This window comes from Parapedobacter composti, assembly GCF_900112315.1.
GTDB classification, from domain to species: Bacteria; Bacteroidota; Bacteroidia; order Sphingobacteriales; family Sphingobacteriaceae; genus Parapedobacter; species Parapedobacter composti.
Genome location: NZ_FOLL01000013.1, coordinates 63,987 through 82,318, shown reverse-complemented (window position 1 = coordinate 82,318; position 18,332 = coordinate 63,987). Strand labels below are relative to the sequence as shown.

The 18,332-nt window shown below is 52.1% G+C and carries 13 protein-coding genes; 11 read left to right on the top strand and 2 right to left on the bottom strand.

Annotated features, from left to right (window positions below):
* Positions 1 to 3 precede the first annotated feature (3 nt).
* The 10 genes from BM030_RS13640 (at position 4) to BM030_RS13595 (ending at position 13,616) form a co-directional block, all read left to right on the top strand.
* Positions 4 to 2,793: a SusC/RagA family TonB-linked outer membrane protein gene (locus tag BM030_RS13640; protein WP_170845739.1), complete on the top strand. Its 2,790-nt coding sequence runs from the start codon at positions 4 to 6 to the stop codon at positions 2,791 to 2,793.
* 28 nt (positions 2,794 to 2,821) lie between these two features.
* Positions 2,822 to 4,327, top strand: coding sequence for a RagB/SusD family nutrient uptake outer membrane protein (locus tag BM030_RS13635; protein ID WP_244518942.1), 1,506 nt, complete (start codon positions 2,822 to 2,824; stop codon positions 4,325 to 4,327).
* A 44-nt stretch (positions 4,328 to 4,371) separates the two neighbouring features.
* The gene (locus BM030_RS13630; RefSeq protein ID WP_211657607.1) at positions 4,372 to 6,303 is read left to right on the top strand and encodes a sialidase family protein; all 1,932 of its coding nucleotides are present in this window, start codon (positions 4,372 to 4,374) and stop codon (positions 6,301 to 6,303) included.
* Between the two features lie 32 nt (positions 6,304 to 6,335).
* Entirely contained in the window at positions 6,336 to 7,613 is a 1,278-nt protein-coding gene (locus BM030_RS13625) for a sialidase family protein (RefSeq protein ID WP_170845738.1), read from the top strand.
* Complete coding sequence (locus tag BM030_RS13620; RefSeq protein ID WP_090974156.1) at positions 7,583 to 8,713, top strand: sialidase family protein; 1,131 nt, start codon at positions 7,583 to 7,585, stop codon at positions 8,711 to 8,713. The genes BM030_RS13625 and BM030_RS13620 overlap by 31 nt, the downstream gene beginning before the upstream one ends.
* A gap of 75 nt (positions 8,714 to 8,788) precedes the next feature.
* Positions 8,789 to 9,349, top strand: a complete 561-nt coding sequence (locus tag BM030_RS13615; RefSeq protein WP_170845737.1) for a sulfatase-like hydrolase/transferase — start codon at positions 8,789 to 8,791, stop codon at positions 9,347 to 9,349.
* Between the two features lie 32 nt (positions 9,350 to 9,381).
* Positions 9,382 to 10,317, top strand: coding sequence for a dihydrodipicolinate synthase family protein (locus tag BM030_RS13610; protein WP_090974154.1), 936 nt, complete (start codon positions 9,382 to 9,384; stop codon positions 10,315 to 10,317).
* A 23-nt stretch (positions 10,318 to 10,340) separates the two neighbouring features.
* Positions 10,341 to 11,432: an FBX42 beta-propeller domain-containing protein gene (locus BM030_RS13605; RefSeq protein ID WP_170845736.1), complete on the top strand. Its 1,092-nt coding sequence runs from the start codon at positions 10,341 to 10,343 to the stop codon at positions 11,430 to 11,432.
* Positions 11,429 to 12,676, top strand: a complete 1,248-nt coding sequence (locus BM030_RS13600) for an MFS transporter (RefSeq protein WP_090974152.1) — start codon at positions 11,429 to 11,431, stop codon at positions 12,674 to 12,676. Before BM030_RS13605 ends, BM030_RS13600 begins: the two co-directional genes overlap by 4 nt.
* A 1-nt stretch (position 12,677) precedes the next feature.
* Positions 12,678 to 13,616, top strand: coding sequence for a dihydrodipicolinate synthase family protein (locus tag BM030_RS13595; protein WP_090974151.1), 939 nt, complete (start codon positions 12,678 to 12,680; stop codon positions 13,614 to 13,616).
* A gap of 75 nt (positions 13,617 to 13,691) precedes the next feature.
* Here the strand turns inward: BM030_RS13595 and panD are convergent, their stop codons facing one another.
* Positions 13,692 to 14,060, bottom strand: a complete 369-nt coding sequence (panD, locus tag BM030_RS13590; protein ID WP_090974150.1) for an aspartate 1-decarboxylase — start codon at positions 14,058 to 14,060, stop codon at positions 13,692 to 13,694.
* 27 nt (positions 14,061 to 14,087) lie between these two features.
* Complete coding sequence (locus BM030_RS13585; RefSeq protein WP_090974149.1) at positions 14,088 to 15,149, bottom strand: DUF6695 family protein; 1,062 nt, start codon at positions 15,147 to 15,149, stop codon at positions 14,088 to 14,090.
* Positions 15,150 to 15,298: 149 nt separating this feature from the next.
* Here BM030_RS13585 and BM030_RS13580 point away from each other — a divergent pair, with 149 nt between their 5' ends.
* Positions 15,299 to 18,331, top strand: coding sequence for a ThuA domain-containing protein (locus tag BM030_RS13580; protein ID WP_090974148.1), 3,033 nt, complete (start codon positions 15,299 to 15,301; stop codon positions 18,329 to 18,331).
* The last annotated feature ends 1 nt before the right edge of the window (position 18,332 follow it).

The following is an 18,332-nucleotide window of genomic DNA, read 5'->3' as shown; positions in this document are numbered from 1 at the left end:
TCAATGAAATATTTATATAGCGGTTTGGTTGCATTGGCGGTGTTGGGCCATGCCGCGCATCCGGCTTCAGGACAGATTGTGGATACCGGGGATGCGGCTGTGCTCCGGGATAGCGCAATGGCTGCTGCCACGCAGGTGCGTATGCCCGTTCAGAGCGATGCGGTTTCTTTTGCGGAATTGCTTCCGGGCAACGCAAGGGTTCATGTCACGGAGTCGGGGGTGGTCGGTTCGGCGCCTCAGCTGATGATTAGGGGTATACACAGCATCAATCTGAATGCTACACCGCAGATATTCGTAGATGGCGTGCCTGTACGGTATAACCGGGCGTTGCCTTCGTTCCTTTCCACGTTTGAACCCACCCGCTTTGGTTTTGTCAACCCGCATGACATCGCTGCCATCCACGTGGCCGCTGGAGGGGAAGAGCTGGCTGCAATTGGGGGAAGAGGAGCCAACGGCGCAGTTTACGTGGTTACCGAACGCGGGGAGTTCGGCGGCACACAGATCGATTTCATCGCCAATTACGGGGTGTCCCGTGCGGGATATCGCATAGACCGCATGGGCGCAGACGGCTTCAAACGCTACCTTTGGGACTATATGCGCGAGAATGGTGTCCCTGAGACCGAGTTGGCTGCCAACCCCTTATTCGATGCAGCATTGCCGCAATACGCCTATCATACAGACTGGGTAGACATGATTACCAGAACGGCTTCGTTCAATGATTATCACCTGAAACTGAAAGGCGGCGACGCCGACGCAAACTATCTGTTCAGCCTTGGGTATACGGATAAGCAAGGGACATTGGTGGGTACTGATATGCAGCGCATCAGCATGCGCTTCAACCTGGATTACCAGCTCTCGCAGAAGTTCAAAATTACCAATAACCTTTCGTATGCGAACAGTATGGCGGGTTATCTCGAACAGGGAAGTAACTGGGATGTGCATCCCATTTACGTTGCTGCCACGAAAGCCCCGTTTATGGGGCGCTACGCTTACAATGATGAGCAACAGTTGACCAACCTGCTCGCTGATGTGGATGTACTTGGAAAAAGTAACCCCTGGGCGCTTGCAAACAACATGGCTAATGATAATGAGGAGAACCGGGTAGACGGTTCCATCAGTGCAACATGGGAGGCAGGTGAGCGCACGTCATTAACGTCGGTCATGGCGGTGAACTATTTTAACCTGAAAGAAAAGCAATACCGGCCATCGCTGGGTATCGTAAACGATAGGCACCGCATCCGCCAGAATGTGCAACGGTCGTCCAGCGAGTTTACGTTGCTGTGGAATACGCATCTGGATCGGAACGGTACGCTGGGCGATTGGGCGCGCTATACCGGCCGTGCAGGTGCTTGGGTGGAGCTATTTGAGGAAAAAGCTGTTTATGCCCGGAAGGTCAATGCCGGTACGGATGACTACGAAACGCTGGAGCAGGGCGTGGTGGACAGTGCCTCCAACACAAAGTTCCAGTCGAACCTGATGCGGTTTTACCTAAACGGTGACGTCCGGATTTTGGAAAGAGCCACCCTTTCCGCCAGTGTGAGCTTGGAAGGTTCATCCAACTTTGGGCCGCGCGGACGGTGGAACGTATATCCGGGAGTAAGTGCTGCTGTGGATCTGTTGCAACGGAACACTCCCCATCAAGCGCGGTTGCGTGCATCTTGGGGGCTTAGCGGCAATCATGATGTCCGGGGGTTCTATCATTATAACCTCTATTACCCCGTTGGTTACTTCGGCTATGGCGGTACTTACCTTGGCAATGTCGCCAATCCCGGTATCGGGCCTGAAATCACCAATACTGTAGATGGGGGGCTCGTTGTAGACTTGTTCCGCAGCCGGGCCACCTTGGATGCGGGATACTATTTCAAGCGTACGCATGACCTCATCACGTCCAAAGCCGTTCCGATAGAGATTGGGTTGGGGCCTCAGTTCGAGAACCGCGGTGTCCTGTATTCCCATGGTCTTGAACTGGCGCTGAATGTGAATATCCTGTCCGATGCCGATCGGCTTACTTGGTCGGTGTTCGGCAACCTGTCAACGTTGAATACCCGGGTGGAATCACTGGGCAACGGCAATATTATCAAAACACTGGGAAGTGTAGGCGGGGTTGCTTTACCCGGACAGCCCATGGCGAGTTTCTATGGATACCGTGTATTGGGGGTGTTCGGCACTGCGGAAGATGTTTACCTGCAAAAAGCTGATGGCACCAACTATAGACCCGGTGATTACATCATGGACGACCTGAACGGCGACTCCAAAATCAATGAACTGGATAAACAGGTCATCGGTTCGGCCCTTCCCAAGGTGTTCGGCGGGTTCGGCACCACTGTGGGATGGCAGCGGCTCTCCGTAAGCGCGCAGTTTTCTTATGCATACGGGCAGGACATCTATAACAGTTTCAGGCAGCGTATGCATATGATGAGCGATTATTCAAACCAATCTCCAAACGTGGCCGGTAGGTGGAAATCGGCTACCGAGCAAGGCAATGGGCTAAGCCGGGCTGCGTACGGTGATCCTTCGGCAAACGGCGCTGCGTCTGACCTATGGGTAGAAGATGGCGGATATATGCGATTGAAGTACGTAACGGTAAGCTATGATATCAATACGCGTTCGCACCTGCGTTTCTTGAGAGGAATGAAACTGTTTGTTACCGGTGAAAATCTGCTGACGGTTTCCAACTACAGCGGAATGGATCCGGAAGTGGTCTCCTTCAGCGATCCGTTGATGCGGGGAATAGATTTTGGCGCTTCGCCGCTGCCCAAAACGTTTGTGATGGGGATTAAATTGTCGCTTTAACCTTAGTTATGTTAGCATGAAATCAGCTATGAAACGATTATTGTGGATTGCCTTTGCCCTGTCAGGGTGTTCAGATTTCTTTGACGTTGATCCGTATAATGCGGTAAAGGAAGATGAATTCTATAAAAACCGGGAAGACCTGAATGCGGCCGCCATTGGAATGTACGAGTCGCTGACAAAAGAGGTGCACAAATTTTTGCTTTGGGGCGACGCCCGGGCCGATATGGTAACGACGGGACAAGCCGAGCCGGATCCGTATATTAACGAGTTCGTGTTGAATAATGTGACCGTGAACAACCCGTATACCGACTATTCAGGGATATACCAGACCATTGCCCGGTGTAACCGTCAGTTGGAGCGCGTATACGATGTTATGGAGGTAGACGATAAAATACTTGACCGAGATGCGGGAGCTTATTACGGTGAAGCGTTGCTGCTACGGGCTTATTGTTATTACCTGTTGGTAAGAACGTTTGATCGTTTCCCGATTATCCGGTCGGACTATGCCGAGGAAATCCGTTTCGTGAACGAACAAGGTGATACTGTATCCCGATCCACCATGGCCCTGTCTGTCCACGAGATTCGCGGTTTATACCGTTTTCCGGAAAATAAGCAGGAGGTGTGGTTAATGATTTACAATGATGTACTTACGGTGCTGGGCATCCTGCCGCTTAACTACCAATGGAACCGGAATAGTTTGCCTGCACAAGAGCGGTACGGGCGGGTGTCGCAACCGATGGCAGCCACGTTTGCAACGGAGCTTGCACTATGGCTCGGTGAATACCAATCGGCTTCGGCCTTTGCCAATTCGCCTGTTTTGAACAATAACCACGGTTTGGGAACGTCAGGTAACTGGATAAACCAGTTTACCGGTTCATATGCCGGCCAACATTCATTGTTTCTCCTGGGATACCAATACGATAGGAGTTTTGAGACCAACCGCCTTCAGGAGTTTACGTCGCCGTTTGCGGCTGATGGGGGACGCTATCATTTGAAACCGGTGTCACACGTGATCAATACGGTCTTTTCCCATGAAGGGGGCGATATCCGCACGAGTTTCAGCTATAAGGTTTTTGGACAGGATACCGTCATCTGGAAATATATCGGCACGGATAACGTGCAATCCATGCGCCGACCCTACCAGAGCGATGCCAGCTGGCATCTGTACCGGAGTGCCGATGCGTACTTGTACAAAGCACTGGCAGATTTGATGCTGAATGACTACTCTTCGGCCTTTAATTTCCTGAACCGGATTCGGGAGGCGAGAGGATTGCTTCCGCTGTTGCCACAGGAGACCGACTACACCAACCGCGAATTTATGATGGAACAGCTGTTTCGGGAACGGGCAAGGGAATTTGCTTTTGAAGGCAAACGGTGGTATGATCTGATGCTGTGGTCTAAACTCACGGGTGAGAATAAACTGGCGGCGAAGGTAGCATCCAAGTATCCTGCGGGAATGCGCGAACAGGTAGAAGAGAAGCTAAGGTTTGAACAAAACTGGTATATTCCTGTAGATCCGCTCCTCTGGAAGTAATAGGGTAGTCAGAAAGGTGAATTGCTATGAACAAACAAATGAACATGGAAATATTAAGCGGCCGGAAAGATAAATATACGGCCCATGGGCGTACGCTCCTCGGTGTATGGTCTTTTTTCTTGGCGCTGGTTACGCTGTTTTCGGGGTGCTACAAAGAGCAGCACTTCGGTTTTCCCGGACCGTTTGAGGAAGAACAGCGGATGCCGGACAGCCTGCCTTTTCCCTTCGACGAGAACCGCGAGGCGGGGGTTTGGCTGATGCGAAACGGGGAGCCGAACTACGATAAGATACTATTCAAGGGGTATACTGACTTTTTTGCGGCGGGCGACACGCTGTCTTGGGTGAAAGAACCGAACGGTATGCGGCTGATTCCCCACCGTAACTATTATCCCATTACGAATGCCGACCATTTCGGCGGCAATCCCAATAGCTTTCAGTTCAATTGGGTGCATAGTAAATATTTTGTGCCGGTAGGTCCGGGTAAGAGTTTCTACATGTATACTCGGCTGACGGTAGGTACCTTCGCGGGTACAGCCTTTGGGCTCTTTTTGGGAGTGAACTGGGAGACCGGGCAGAACTTTGTGCTGGGAATGGATGGTGCGTCGGCTATCGCGCCCATGTTTTTCGTCGACCTGTATGGCACCACGGCATCGGTTGATCCTAATCAGGGATGGCCAACAGTCAATGAGGTCATTGTGCCGGGTATTCCGGCGGATATTGAGGTAGTCATCCACGATGCGCTGTTCTATGTGAAGGTGAACGGGACGCTTTGTTTTCAGTTCAAGCTTCCGGGCGACCTCTTTTACTTCACGCCACAGATCAGACCGTGGCGTAACTTTATTACAGTACATGATTATTACATCGAGAGCTCCGATGCGTTTACGGTTGACTATGCCATGCACGAATATGAACAGGGGTATAACCGGATACAGGCGCCGGCGCTGGCCCTGGCGGCGAATGGTGATTTGCTTCTTTTTGCTGAAGGGCGCTCCAATCCCCGTTCCGCTGCCGAACGTATTGCACAGCAAACCATGCCTGCCGGCGATACCGATATCATCATGCGCCGGTCGTCATCGCAGGGAACATCTTGGGATGAGTCCATCGCTGTGATTGCGGGGCAGGGGTCCGACCAGACGTATGCTTTTCCGCAGGTGGTGACCACGAGCGAAGGGCGCATTGTACTGCACTACAGTGCGTTGCCGGGACATGTTCAGAACAACAGCTACGTATTTGATGCAAGCCAGCAACGGGTTTACCAGGTAGTGTCGGCCGATAACGGGCAAACCTGGTCGGCTCCGGTAGAGATTACCGATCAATTGGTGACGAATACTGGATACGTAAGAAGCGGACCGGGACATGGTATCGAACTGCGTTCAGCGGCTTACAGGAATCGGCTGGTAATGCCGCTTGTTTATGGTGGTACACAGGTCAGGGCCGCGCTTTCCGACGACGGAGGGCAGTCATGGCGTCTGTCTCAGCCGATTGCCGGGAATAACCGGCTGTCCGGCGCCGTCATTGAGCTTGACGATTCCCGATTGATGATGGTGCTGGGCCACACCAATACGACCCCAAGGAACCGGTTGGTCGCTTATAGCAGCGACGGCGGGGAAACGTGGACTGCTCCGGTCAACATCAGCGCCGTTGTGGGGACGGGCGATTTCGGGCACATGTTTCACGCTGCTGCGGTGAAATCCGGAGATGGATCGGTACACCTGATTACCCCGACGAACCGCGAATCGGACAGTCAGACCTATAACGGTCCGGCTTATGGCGTAACACCAATGATATTTTCAAGCACCGACGGAGGGCAGTCATTTGGACAGGGAGCGCCGCTCTTCAACCGGATGGCTTATCGCACTTATGCCGCTCCGATTGGCGCGATGGATGCGGTCGCCTTGGCCGATGGAACCGTGATTATCGTAGGTGAAGGGGGCATTGAAAGTCCCAGGGAAGGTATTGTGGTTTATAGGAAATAAATTGATTTGATTAGTAAGCAGCGATGAAACAAATGATGATAAATAGTTGGATAACATGTGTATGGATAAGTATCGGGTGTGCCGGCAGCTTGTCTGGATGCAGTGAATTGGACACCGGTATGGTTGGCGGACCACCGTTTGAACGCCCGCAAGTCGACGTGTCGGATGGAGAGGGGGAGGATGCCCCCGAGCTGGAAATAATACGGTTATTTACCCAAGGACAGGAAGGCTACCATTCTTACCGCATACCTTGTCTGGCACGGGCCGTCAACGGTAATCTTATTGCATTTGCGGAGGGGCGGAAGCATACCAGTCTGGACTATGGTGATATTGACCTCGTTTATAAAATATCCCACGACAACGGAGAACATTGGTCAGCGCTGCGTATAGTGGTGGATGAGGGAGAAGGCACATGGGGTAATCCTACGGCAGTGACTGATGAGGATACCGGTAGGATATGGCTTTTTCTTTCATGGAACAGCGATAGCCACAGTCAACATGGTGGCAGTTTCGGGGGCAGGGATTACGCGGCGATAGACAGCTGGGGGCAGCGGCGGGTGTTTACCAGTCACAGCGATGACCACGGTGAGACCTGGAGCACGCCGGTTGATCGTACGGAGGTACTACTGCCGCCGGGTTATACCTGGGACGCCATGGGTCCAGGCATCGGTATACAGGTTAAGCATGGTCCTGACGCCGGGCGCCTTATCATTCCGGCAGGTGGACGGAATATCTACAGTGATGATAACGGGCTGACCTGGAAATACCAGGTTATCCCCGAGGGTACGTTTGAAGGTACCGTAGTCGAGTTAGCCAGTGGTTTACTGATGCGTAACGACCGTCCGGTGTTATCAAGGTGGACAAGCAACCGTGCCCGTTACGTATCCAGAGGAACCATTTCAGGCGGCTTCTCTGCCTTTACGGCCGATGCGAATTTACCTGATCCACGCTGCCAGGCGTCAATTCTTCGGTATTCCTGGTCGCCTAACCGTATTGTTTTCCTGAACGCGGCCAATGATGAAGGAGACGGGATGCCTTTCCGGTGCCGGATGACCGTCAGGATCAGCGATGACGACGGCGAAACGTGGTCTACATCACGGCAGTTGTATCCCGATTTGGCTCCTTCTGAAACCTGTGAACAAGGGTTCGGTGGATATTCAAGCCTGATTACCACAGCGGATGGCCACATTGGGGCATTGGTGGAACATAATAGTGGCCCCACTGCCGGAACGGCTATGAACAGACGGCATTCAATTGATTTTCATAAATTTAACTTAGCATGGATAAAAGAAGATGGGGGGCAGGAATGATGAGGTTTTTCTTGACGTATTTACTGTTTTCAACGATTAGCACATTAGTAATAGGGCAGGAGGCTGTCCGGGTTTTTGATCCGGTGCCGGGCGAATATTCGTCTACCCGTATACCGGCTTTGGTGATAACCCAGAAAGGGACGCTCCTTGCTTTTGCCGCCGGCAGGATAGAGAGCGCAAGCGATTGGGCAGACATGGATTTGTTACTCCGCAGGAGCGAGGACGGCGGCAATACATGGGCTGCTGTTCAGGTGGTAGCACCGCGGGCCGGCGGTAAACCGACGGATAATCCGGTGCCAATCGTTGGGAAAGATGGCACCATTCACCTCTTATACCAGCGCGATTATGCTTATGCCTACTACACGCGGTCGACTGACGATGGCCTTACATGGGCGCCTCCGGTGGACATAACCCCAGCTTTCGAGGCGTTCAGAAAAGAATACGATTGGAAGGTGCTTGCCCCCGGACCGGGACATAGCATACAGTTGAAGAACGGCCGGCTTCTGGTGCCGGTATGGCTGGCTGACTCGGACAAGCTCAAACCGCACCGCAGTCATCGGCCTTCCCGTATCGCCACCATTTACAGTGATGATAACGGTAAGACCTGGCGGCGTGGGGCGATGGTTCCCGATGCTGAGGGCTTTAAAAACCCCAGTGAAACCATGGCCGTGCAACTGCCCGACGGCCGGGTAATGTTGAGCATCCGAAATGAATCGGACAAAAGGCGCAAGGGGGTAAGTTACAGCAAAAATGGGATTTCAGGGTGGACTGTACCCGCCTATGATGAAGAACTGTTCGAGCCGATTTGTATGTCGAGCATTATTTCGGCCAAATACGGGGGTAAAGATTACTTGCTCTTCCTGAATCCAGATAGCGAACATATTACCAAGCATCCCCGGCAGAATCTGACGTTGAAATTGAGCGACGACGGCGGTAGGACTTGGGGAGTGAAGCAGGTGATTCACGAGGGCATTTCAGGTTATTCCGATATTGCCGTTGCGCCAGACGGCACAGTTTACTGTTTGTTCGAAACTAAGACCGATCTCAAAGACGGGTGGTCGCTCGCCTTGAAGCGGGTAATCTTGGAAGATCTATTATAACACATGGCACATCATACTCGAATGGCGAAAATACAACGCTGCCTTTTTGGGGCAGTCTTTATAGTCTTGACCGTGATGGGTTGCAGTGACCGCCAGTCTGGCAAACCGAATGTGCTGTTCATTGCGGTAGACGACCTGAACGACTGGATAACGCTTTTCAATGCCGATAACCCCATACGTACCCCGCATCTGGAACGATTGGCGGCTAAGGGAGCCTTTTTTACACACGCTTATTGCTCGTCGCCCGCTTGTAATCCCTCACGGGTATCGCTGCTAACCGGAACGCGTCCACACAGCACGGGAATCTACGGAAATAAATCGGACTGGCGTAGGGCACTGCCCGATGCCGAGGCTACAGATTTTCCGCTGGCACTGATGACGTATATGGCTGGAAACCACGCGGTACGTACGGATCGCTGGCGTTATATCCAATATGTGGATGGCACGGAAGAGCTTTATGATCATACCGTAGATGAAAATGAATGGGAAAACCTGGCCGAGGATGAACGTTACGCTGGTGTCAAAGCCGAACTGAAAACGCATATTCCTGCAACGAATGCTGCCGATGTTGCAGATATGGAACAACCCCCACAGGTAAAATCTACAGAATATAAGGCAGCAGCTACCGAAAGATAAAACATTTTTTGAAATAATTTATAAACAATAACATGGCAAAAATTAATGGGCTTATAGCAGCCACGTTTTCAACTTTTCACGCAGATGGTTCGGTTGACTTCAATGGAATACCAACATTGGTCGACAAACTTGTAGATGATGGATTAAAGGGGGTATTTATCTGTGGTACCAATGGTGAGGGGCCGAACCTGACGGTTGAGGAACGGATGGCTGTGGCCGAGGCTTACATAAAGGCTGCCCAAGGACGGCTGTTGGTGCTGGTGCATGTGGGCCACACATCGGTTGCCGATGCCCGTAGGCTGGCATTCCATGCGGAACAGATTGGAGCTGACGCAATTTCTGCCGTTGCGGGGTTTTATTTCAAACCAGGATCGGTGGGCAACCTGGTAGCGTGTATGGCGGCCATCGCTTCTGCGGCCCCTAATACACCGTTTTACTACTATCACATACCTGCATTGACAGGGGTTGGCATGGATATGGTGGAGTTTCTGCGGCTTGGCGAAAGTCAAATCCCGAACTTGGCAGGTATTAAGTACACGGCATCCACCCTTCACGAATACCAAGCGTGCTTGAACTACGGCGATGGTAAATTCGACGTGTTGTTCGGCTATGATGAATTACTGCTCAGCGCACTGGCCGTGGGTGCAAAAGGTGCCATTGGGAGTACATATACGTTTGCTGCTCCCCTGTATAAGGAGGTGATTAAGGCTTACAATGCTTGTGATATGGCCACGGCGCAGCGGTTGCAGCTGAGACTGGTAGACATGATCAGGGCCTTTGTAAAGTATCCGCCGATACCGGCGCAGCGGGCCATCATGGGTATGCTGGGTTACGAGCTGGGCCGGTGCCGCCTGCCGTTGGAGCCATTGAGCGTGGAGCAGACCGACAAACTGAAAAATGAATTGGACGCTATTTCTTTTTTTGAATTATTGGAAGACAGCCGCGGTTCCGTTGAAAAGAGAGTATGATGAGCAGAAATCCTTTTTTATTAATGACATTAACCATCATGACGCAGGCCTGCCACCAGGAAGGTGAGTTGGACTTTGCTTGGCGGCAACTGCCGCAATTGCCCGATCCCGTGGGATTTGCTGGTGCTTTTTCCGGAATCAGCGGCGGCCACTTGCTGGTAGCGGGCGGATCAAATTTCCCTGAAAATACACGGCCCTGGTCTGGCGGAACAAAGTACTGGAGCGACCGGATTTTCGCATTGGAAAAGGGCGCTGCACAATGGAAGGAAATCGGAAGGTTGCCTAAGCCGATGGGATATGGTGTATCGCTCACTTGGCGGGACCAATTGGTTATGCTGGGCGGGGCCGATCAGCAGGAGCATTACCGTGATGCTTATCTACTGCGTTACGCGGATGACCAGCTGGTTACGGATACACTACCCGACCTACCCGAGCCGAATGCATATGCTTCGGGTGCCCTTATTGGCGATGTAGTGTATATTGCCGGCGGGTTGGATGCTCCGCAGGCCCAGTCGTGTAAGCACTCCTTTTGGTCGTTGGATTTGTCAAAACCGGCTGCAGAAAGGCAATGGAAGAAGCTGGATCCCTGGCCTGGCGATCCCCGTATGCTGAGTGTGGCAGGGGCCATGGATGGTGCTTTCTACCTCTTGAGCGGTGTATTATTGGAAGTACCTACGGGCGATTCACTGGCCCGCCGCAAGTACCTGACTGATGCCTTCCGTTACCTTCCGGATAGCGGATGGGAAAAAATCAGCGATCTGCCACATGCGGTGGCAGCCGCACCATCACCTGCCCATGCAGAAGGCGGACAGTTGCTTGTTTTTGGCGGCGACGACGGAAGTCTCGCCGATCAGAACAGCATACTGAAGGATGAGCATCCCGGGTTCAATACCGCGATAGTGGTTTACGACCAAGAAACTGCCGGATGGCGCAAAGCCGGATCGGTGTTGACTGATAAGCAGCCTGATGCTGAAAACAATCCGAATGCCAGCACTTGGGCACCGGTCACCACGCCGCTGGTAGTTTGGGACGGTGAGGTGATCTTGCCGACGGGTGAGGCACGCCCAGGCGTGCGGACAAACAGGGTGTTGGCTGTAAAACCATCTACGAAATGAATACGTTAGCTAGCAAAGGAATTACTGCAAAAACATGGTACCCATGGCTGTTGGTGGGTGCGCTTTGGCTTATCGCATTTTTAAATTACCTGGATCGGATTCTTATCACCTCGATGCGCGATCCGATTGTCGCCGAGTTTACGCTGGACGACGCCCAGTTTGGTTTGCTGACATCGGTGTTCCTTTGGTCATACGGGATTTTCAGTCCGTTCGGCGGGTTTCTGGCCGACAAGTACAGCCGGCGGAATGTGATCATTCTCAGTGTAATGGTGTGGTCGGCCGCTACCGTCTGGACCGGCTGGGTTTCATCTTTCGAAGAAATGATAGCCGCCCGTATTGTCATGGGGATAAGCGAGGCGTTCTATATTCCCGCGGGACTTGCTTTGATCACCGACTATCACCGCGGCAAGACTCGTTCATTAGCCACGGGTATACACTTCAGCGGATTATATACCGGATTGGCGCTGGGTGGTGTAGGCGGTTACATCGCTGAACTCTGGGGGTGGCGTTATGGTTTCCATGTATTCGGTTTCTTTGGCTGTTTATACGCGGTGGCACTGCTCTTTATCCTCCGCGATAGAAAGGCCGAACCCGACTCGGAGACAGTCAGGGAGGAAAAGCCGTCTCAACAGGTCAGTTTTTCGGCGTCTGTCCGGTCGCTGGTCAACGAACGCTCTTACTTGATAGTGTTATTCTACTTCGTGGTATTAGGGGTAGCCAACTGGCTGGTTTACGCTTGGCTGCCAACGTTCTTGAAAGACCGTTTTGCCCTGGGACTGGGGGAGGCCGGAATCTCGGCCACGTTGTATCCGCAGATAGGTTCGTTTATCGGCGTATTGCTGGGCGGCATCTGGGCCGACCGTTGGTCTAAGGTCAATCCGCGGAGCCGTATTTTGGTTATCCTCATCGGGTTTACCGTGGGAGCGCCGTTTTTGATGCTGATGTCGTGGACGTCACTTTTCCTGATAGCCGTGGTTGCACTGTTCTTCTTCGGTATGGCACGGGGATTCAGCGACGCCAACCTCATGCCGGTGGTCAGGCAGGTGGCTGACAGCCGTTATGCCGCTACGGCATACGGGGTGTTAAATTTCTTGAGTACCATTGTGGGCGGACTGATGGTTTATGTAGGGGGTGCCCTTAAGGATGCCCAGATCGATTTGGCTATTATTTACATGATAGCGGCAGGCCTGTTGCTGTTGGCTACGTGGTCCTTGATCTTTGTTAAAGTTAAGCGGGAATCCTGATATGGAGCGTGAAAGGTTAACGGCCCCGCGTTGCCGGGGAAACTGGGGGACATTGTTGTTGCCTATCAATGAAAATGAATCCATTGATTTTGACAGGTTATCGGATGAACTTGATGCCTTGGCCGCAGCGGGGGTTGATGGGATCTATTCCAACGGCACAGCGGGAGAGTTCCATGTACAGACCGAGGATGAGTTTGACCGGGTGAGCCAGCTATTGGCGGAGAAGTGCAGGCGAAGCGGTGTGTTGTTCCAGATTGGGGCGTCGCATCCCGTTCCTGCAACTACCATTGAACGTATCGGGCGGACCAAACACCTCGATCCTGATGCGTATCAGGTTATTCTTCCGGATTGGGTAAAGGTAAACAGCGATGAAGCGTTGGTTTTTCTGAAACGGGTGGCGGCAATAGCCGATCCTGTTCCCCTGGTGCTCTATAATCCGCCTCACGCGAAAAAAGTATTGCAGCCCGAAGAATACGCTGCGTTAGCGGCGGAGATACCCAGCCTGATCAGTATCAAGCTGCTAGACGGCGATGACGATTGGTACCGGCGGATGAGGCCTGTATCGGATAAGGTGGCTATTTTTGTGCCGGGGCACCATCTGGCTACCGGCGTGCATCAAGGAGTTGCGAGCGGGGCTTATTCCAATGTCGCGTGTATCAATCCACGGGCGGCGCAGCATTGGTGGCAGTTGATGCAGACAGATATAAACGAAGCGTTGTCTATCGAACAACGCATACAAACATTTTTTTCCCAGTATATCGTTCCGTTTGCAGAACAGGGCTATAGTAATCCGGCATTGGATAAACTATTGGCTGCCGCGGGAAATTGGGCAGCTATCGGAACTCGCCTGCGCTGGCCTTACCGCTGGATACCTATAGAAGAGGCAGGGCGTGTAAGAAAGGGCGCAGAGAAGCTGTTACCCGGATGGTTTTTTAGGTAAGCGTTTTCATAAGTGGATATGCCCGGATACCGCCCAACTGCCGGAAAAAAATCCCGATTTCGAGGCGGTTGTTTTTTAATAATCATACCGATCCACTTTATCAATCTGATTGTCGCCCTTGGTAAACACCAGTACGGGGCGGTACCGATCAGCTTCTTCCTCACTGACCGTGCAGAAACTGAGGATATGCACCGTATCGCCCACCTTGGCATGCAGTGCCGCACCGCCGTTCATGCATACTTCGCCGCTGCCACGTTTTCCGGGAAGCACATAGGTCATGATGCGGCTGCCATTAACCGCGTTGTTGATATATACCTGTTCGTATTTCTTTATTTGCGCAGCATCTAACAAATCGGCATCTACCGTGATAGACCCATTATACTCGACATTCGCTTCTGTCACTTTTACGGTATGGATCTTTGATTTTAGAATGGTTAATTCCATAATGAATTCATCTTATTTTTTCACCGCTTACGCGGTCTGGGTATGTTTACAAGTGTGATCGAATAGGGTTGTCAGGACAATATGTTTGTTGTTCTGGACAATTGTATGCTGCTGATGATGGCAATGATAAGTGAACCGGTAAGGCTTGTCTACGTTTACCGGACAACTGGCAACGCAGCTGATACGGTAATCTTCGCTGCCACTTACAGCATATTTTACCACCATCAGCCCCCCCGCAGCGCGTTCCAGTGCGTACCACGCGCCCTCGCCGATACCGCCAAGCCATTGAGCCGACTCCGGTACGGTTAAAGGCCTATCTGGTTCGCCGACATTTCCCGGGTTGTCATCGCATGGCAACGCCCTTGCCTTAGTAGCTGATAAATTCTGTTGGAGAAGGTTCCATTGGAAGCGCAGCGACTGCAAGCGGCCCATCTTGCGTGGAGATAATGTTCCCTTTTGGAAACAATAAACCGTTTTGTCGGACGATGCATTCACAACGTTGCTCATAGGACTCGGTTTAATGGTTTCCGGGAGGCTTATCCGCCTCCGTGCCGGAGTACCTGCCGGTAAACCGGCAGACAATATTTGTGCCACGAAACGCGAACAGCTGTTGTTGCCCGGTGCGATAGCCCCGTACTTGATGGGGCCGCGTTCTACCACCTGTTGGGCGAACCGGTTAGCGGATCGGTAGCAAATCCGCTCAGCAACAGAAAAAAAGAGCCGGCCCTTTCCATGGGTTGCGTATTCTTTCTGGTGAAGTTCATCCAGAATGACATGTAGGTTGCTGATATGTCCCTGCGTGTTAAAAGTCGCCAGCGTGGTAAGCTCAAGCCGCGGGTCGGATGCCGCAGATCGCGCCCGCCCGTAACCGCGGGGAGTGATGTACCGTCCGAAGTCATAATACTGCAATGCACCGGTTGAACGGTGCACCAAAACAATGGCTGCATGACCAACCTTGAAATTGAGGTTTTTTACGATACCTGCCTGTTTAAGCATGGCCATCCACCGTTCATCACCGCGGGCAGTCTGGTCGGGCCAGGCCAGCACCAACGCCAAGTCATGATATGCTGCTTCCACACGTTCTTCCATGCACAATGTTTCGTTGGCAGTGAAATAACCCCCGGATTCTGTAAACAATTGGGAATCGGCTATCCTATAGCGAGTATTTTACATTTCGTCCTCCAGTTCTGGTAAATTTTTTCATTTTTGTATTTTAGATAAAATGGACAAACCGTATCATGAAGAATAGTTATAATATAGTCGTTACTAAATCGTTTTTTTTGTTTTTGGCAGCGGCTATTGTTATGGGGGTAAGTAGTTGCAATAAACGCAGCGGTAAGCCAAGGCTTTTGGTATTCAGCAAAACAGCGGCCTTTTACCATGAGTCCATCCCCGCGGGCAATGCCGCTCTGATTAAACTCGCTGCCGAACATGGTTTTGATGTCGATACTACGACCAACGCAGACTGGTTCAACGAAGACAGTCTGGCGAACTACTCGGCGGTGATTTTCCTGAATACGACCGGTGATGTACTTAACCACTATCAGGAAGTGGCATTTGAACGGTATATTCAGGCCGGCGGCGGTTTTGTGGGGATTCATGCAGCGTCCGATACGGAGTATGATTGGGGGTGGTATGGCCGACTGGTGGGGGGCTATTTCAAGAACCATCCCCGTCCGCAGGAAGCTACGTTCCATGTGGTGGATTCCATGCACCCCGCTACGCAAGGAATGCCCCCGGTGTTTTCATACCATGACGAATGGTATAACTTCAAGAAGCTCAACCCGGATATCAACGTTCTTGTCACGGTCGATGAAAACAGTTACGAGGGAGGCGAAAACGGCAATGAGCACCCGATGGTGTGGTATCATGACTATGACGGGGGGCGGGCTTTCTTTACGGCATTTGGTCATTCGGATGAGTCATTTACCGATTCGCTGCAGTTGAAGATGTTGCTCGGGGGAATCAAGTATGCCATCGGGGAGAACCGAAAACTCAATTATGCGAAAGCGAAAAGCCCCTTGGTGCCGGAGCGGCAGCGCTTTGTGAAAACCCAGTTGCTTCAGGGCGAACTTTTTGAACCCACGGAGATGGCCATATTGCCCAATTTTGATATTCTCGTTGCTCAACGACGTGGTGAACTGATGCTGTACAGCGGGCAAAGCCGATCGGTGAAACAGGTCGGTTTTCTGGAGGTTTACCACCAATCGGGCGTGCCGAACGTGAACGCCGAGGAAGGTTTCATGGGGCTGGCACTGGATCCGGATTTTGAGAAAAATAACTACCTGTACGCCTTTTATAGTCCAATTGATACGTCAGTGAACCGTTTGTCGCGCTTTGTGTTTAAAAATGATACACTGGATACCAGTACGGAACAGATCATTCTCCAGTTTTATTCGCAGCGCCAGATCTGTTGCCATACCGGGGGGTCCATTGCGTTCGGTGGCGATGGATTGCTGTATTTATCGACTGGCGACAATGCGACTCCTTTCGATCAGCCGGATCCATCCAGGTTTAAAAACCATGGATTTGCCCCCTTGGATGGCCGGCGCGGTTATGCCCAGTATGATGCCCGCCGGTCTGCGGCCAACACCAATGACTTACGGGGTAAAGTGTTGCGCATCAAAGTACTACCGGATGGACGTTATGAAATCCCTGAGGGAAACCTGTTTGCCGAAGGGCAGGAGCGCACCCGTCCGGAGATTTACGTGATGGGAAACCGCAATCCTTACCGGATTTCCGTAGATCCCAAAACCGGGTTCCTTTACTGGGGTGAAGTGGGCCCCGATGCTGCCAATGACAGTTTAGCTACACGCGGCCCCCGGGGATATGATGAAATCAACCAGGCGCGGGAAGCTGGATTTTTCGGTTGGCCCTTGTTTGTGGGCGACAATTATGCGTATCGCGAATTTGACTATGCTACAGGCCGGTCCGGCGAGCCGTTTAATCCTGAACGGCCGGTAAACCATTCGCCGAACAATACCGGGTTGCAGGAACTGCCTCCCGCCCTTCCCGCGTTTATCTGGTATCCGTATGCCGCTTCGCCGGATTTCCCCCAGGTAGGCACCGGAGGCCGGAATGCAATGGCAGGCCCGGTATATTATACCGATATGTTTCCGAAACAGACCCGCTATCCGGATTATTATGGAGGAAAGCTGTTTATCTATGATTGGATTAGGGGATGGATCAAGGCAGTGACCATGCTGCCCAACGGTGATTTCGATAAGATGGAGCCGTTTATGGAAGGAGAGCCGTTTGCTAACCCGATTGACATGGAAGTGGGGCGGGATGGTAGGCTTTATGTGCTGGAATACGGCAAAGGATGGTTTGCGAAGAACCCCGATGCGGGAATTGCACGTATTGATTATCTCGCTGGCAACCTGCCGCCGCAGGTGGGCACGATTGCTGTTGAAAAAAGCAATGGCCGGGTGCCCTTTACGGTGAAGGCCACGGTGGAAGCCAGCGATTACGAAAATGATAAGCTTACCTATAGATGGAAAATCGGTGATGTAACGCAGCAAACCACTGAACCGCAGCTTACGTATACATTGAACACCATGGGCGAATATCCCATCAGCGTAACCGTGGAAGATTCCAAGGGCAACAGGGTTACAAGCAATCCGGTGACGGTTTACGCAGGAAATGATAACCCGACAGTGGATATTGTATTGACCAATACCACCGGTTTTTATACGCCGGGTGAAACGATCGGATACGAAGTCAAAGTAGATGACCACGGCCGTCCCGTGGATACGTCCAACTTGGTAGTGGCCATCAACTATGTCAAGGGCACGGACTTAGCTGGTGCATCGTTGGGTCATCAGCAGGTATCGGAAATCGTGCTTGGGAGAAGTCTTATGATGGCCTCCGACTGCCAGTCATGCCACAAAGTGGATGACCTGAGCGTAGGCCCATCGTATATGCAGGTCGCCAAAAAATATAAAACGCAGCCAAGTGCACCGGGTTACCTTGCGGAAAAAATCATTAAAGGCAGTGCCGGCGTGTGGGGAGAGGTAGCGATGCCCGCCCACCCGGATATGAAGCCTGCTGAAGCGCGGCAAATCGCGCTGTGGATTATGTCGCTTGCCGATGACGAGTCGGACAAGCGCAAATCGGCTCCCGCCAAGGGAAGTATTGTAGCCCGGCCACCTGCGAAGGGGAATGAAGGGGAAACCGTGCTCCGCATTACGGCGCAATACACCAATAGTCCAGGTATGGGCGTGCGTCCATTGTCCGGATCAAAAACGGTGGACCTACGGTTGAAGAATTAAT

What these genes read in the sequence shown, in the direction of transcription:
- BM030_RS13630 (WP_211657607.1), top strand. Translation starts at nt 4,372, where the DNA reads ATGGAAATATTAAGCGGCCGGAAAGATAAATATACGGCCCATGGGCGT.
- BM030_RS13595 (WP_090974151.1), top strand. Translation starts at nt 12,678, where the DNA reads ATGGAGCGTGAAAGGTTAACGGCCCCGCGTTGCCGGGGAAACTGGGGG.
- BM030_RS13580 (WP_090974148.1), top strand. Translation starts at nt 15,299, where the DNA reads ATGAAGAATAGTTATAATATAGTCGTTACTAAATCGTTTTTTTTGTTT.
- BM030_RS13615 (WP_170845737.1), top strand. Translation starts at nt 8,789, where the DNA reads ATGGGTTGCAGTGACCGCCAGTCTGGCAAACCGAATGTGCTGTTCATT.
- BM030_RS13600 (WP_090974152.1), top strand. Translation starts at nt 11,429, where the DNA reads ATGAATACGTTAGCTAGCAAAGGAATTACTGCAAAAACATGGTACCCA.
- BM030_RS13610 (WP_090974154.1), top strand. Translation starts at nt 9,382, where the DNA reads ATGGCAAAAATTAATGGGCTTATAGCAGCCACGTTTTCAACTTTTCAC.
- panD (WP_090974150.1), bottom strand. Translation starts at nt 14,060, where the DNA reads ATGGAATTAACCATTCTAAAATCAAAGATCCATACCGTAAAAGTGACA.
- BM030_RS13620 (WP_090974156.1), top strand. Translation starts at nt 7,583, where the DNA reads ATGGATAAAAGAAGATGGGGGGCAGGAATGATGAGGTTTTTCTTGACG.
- BM030_RS13640 (WP_170845739.1), top strand. Translation starts at nt 4, where the DNA reads ATGAAATATTTATATAGCGGTTTGGTTGCATTGGCGGTGTTGGGCCAT.
- BM030_RS13625 (WP_170845738.1), top strand. Translation starts at nt 6,336, where the DNA reads ATGATGATAAATAGTTGGATAACATGTGTATGGATAAGTATCGGGTGT.
- BM030_RS13635 (WP_244518942.1), top strand. Translation starts at nt 2,822, where the DNA reads ATGAAACGATTATTGTGGATTGCCTTTGCCCTGTCAGGGTGTTCAGAT.
- BM030_RS13605 (WP_170845736.1), top strand. Translation starts at nt 10,341, where the DNA reads ATGACATTAACCATCATGACGCAGGCCTGCCACCAGGAAGGTGAGTTG.
- BM030_RS13585 (WP_090974149.1), bottom strand. Translation starts at nt 15,149, where the DNA reads ATGGAAGAACGTGTGGAAGCAGCATATCATGACTTGGCGTTGGTGCTG.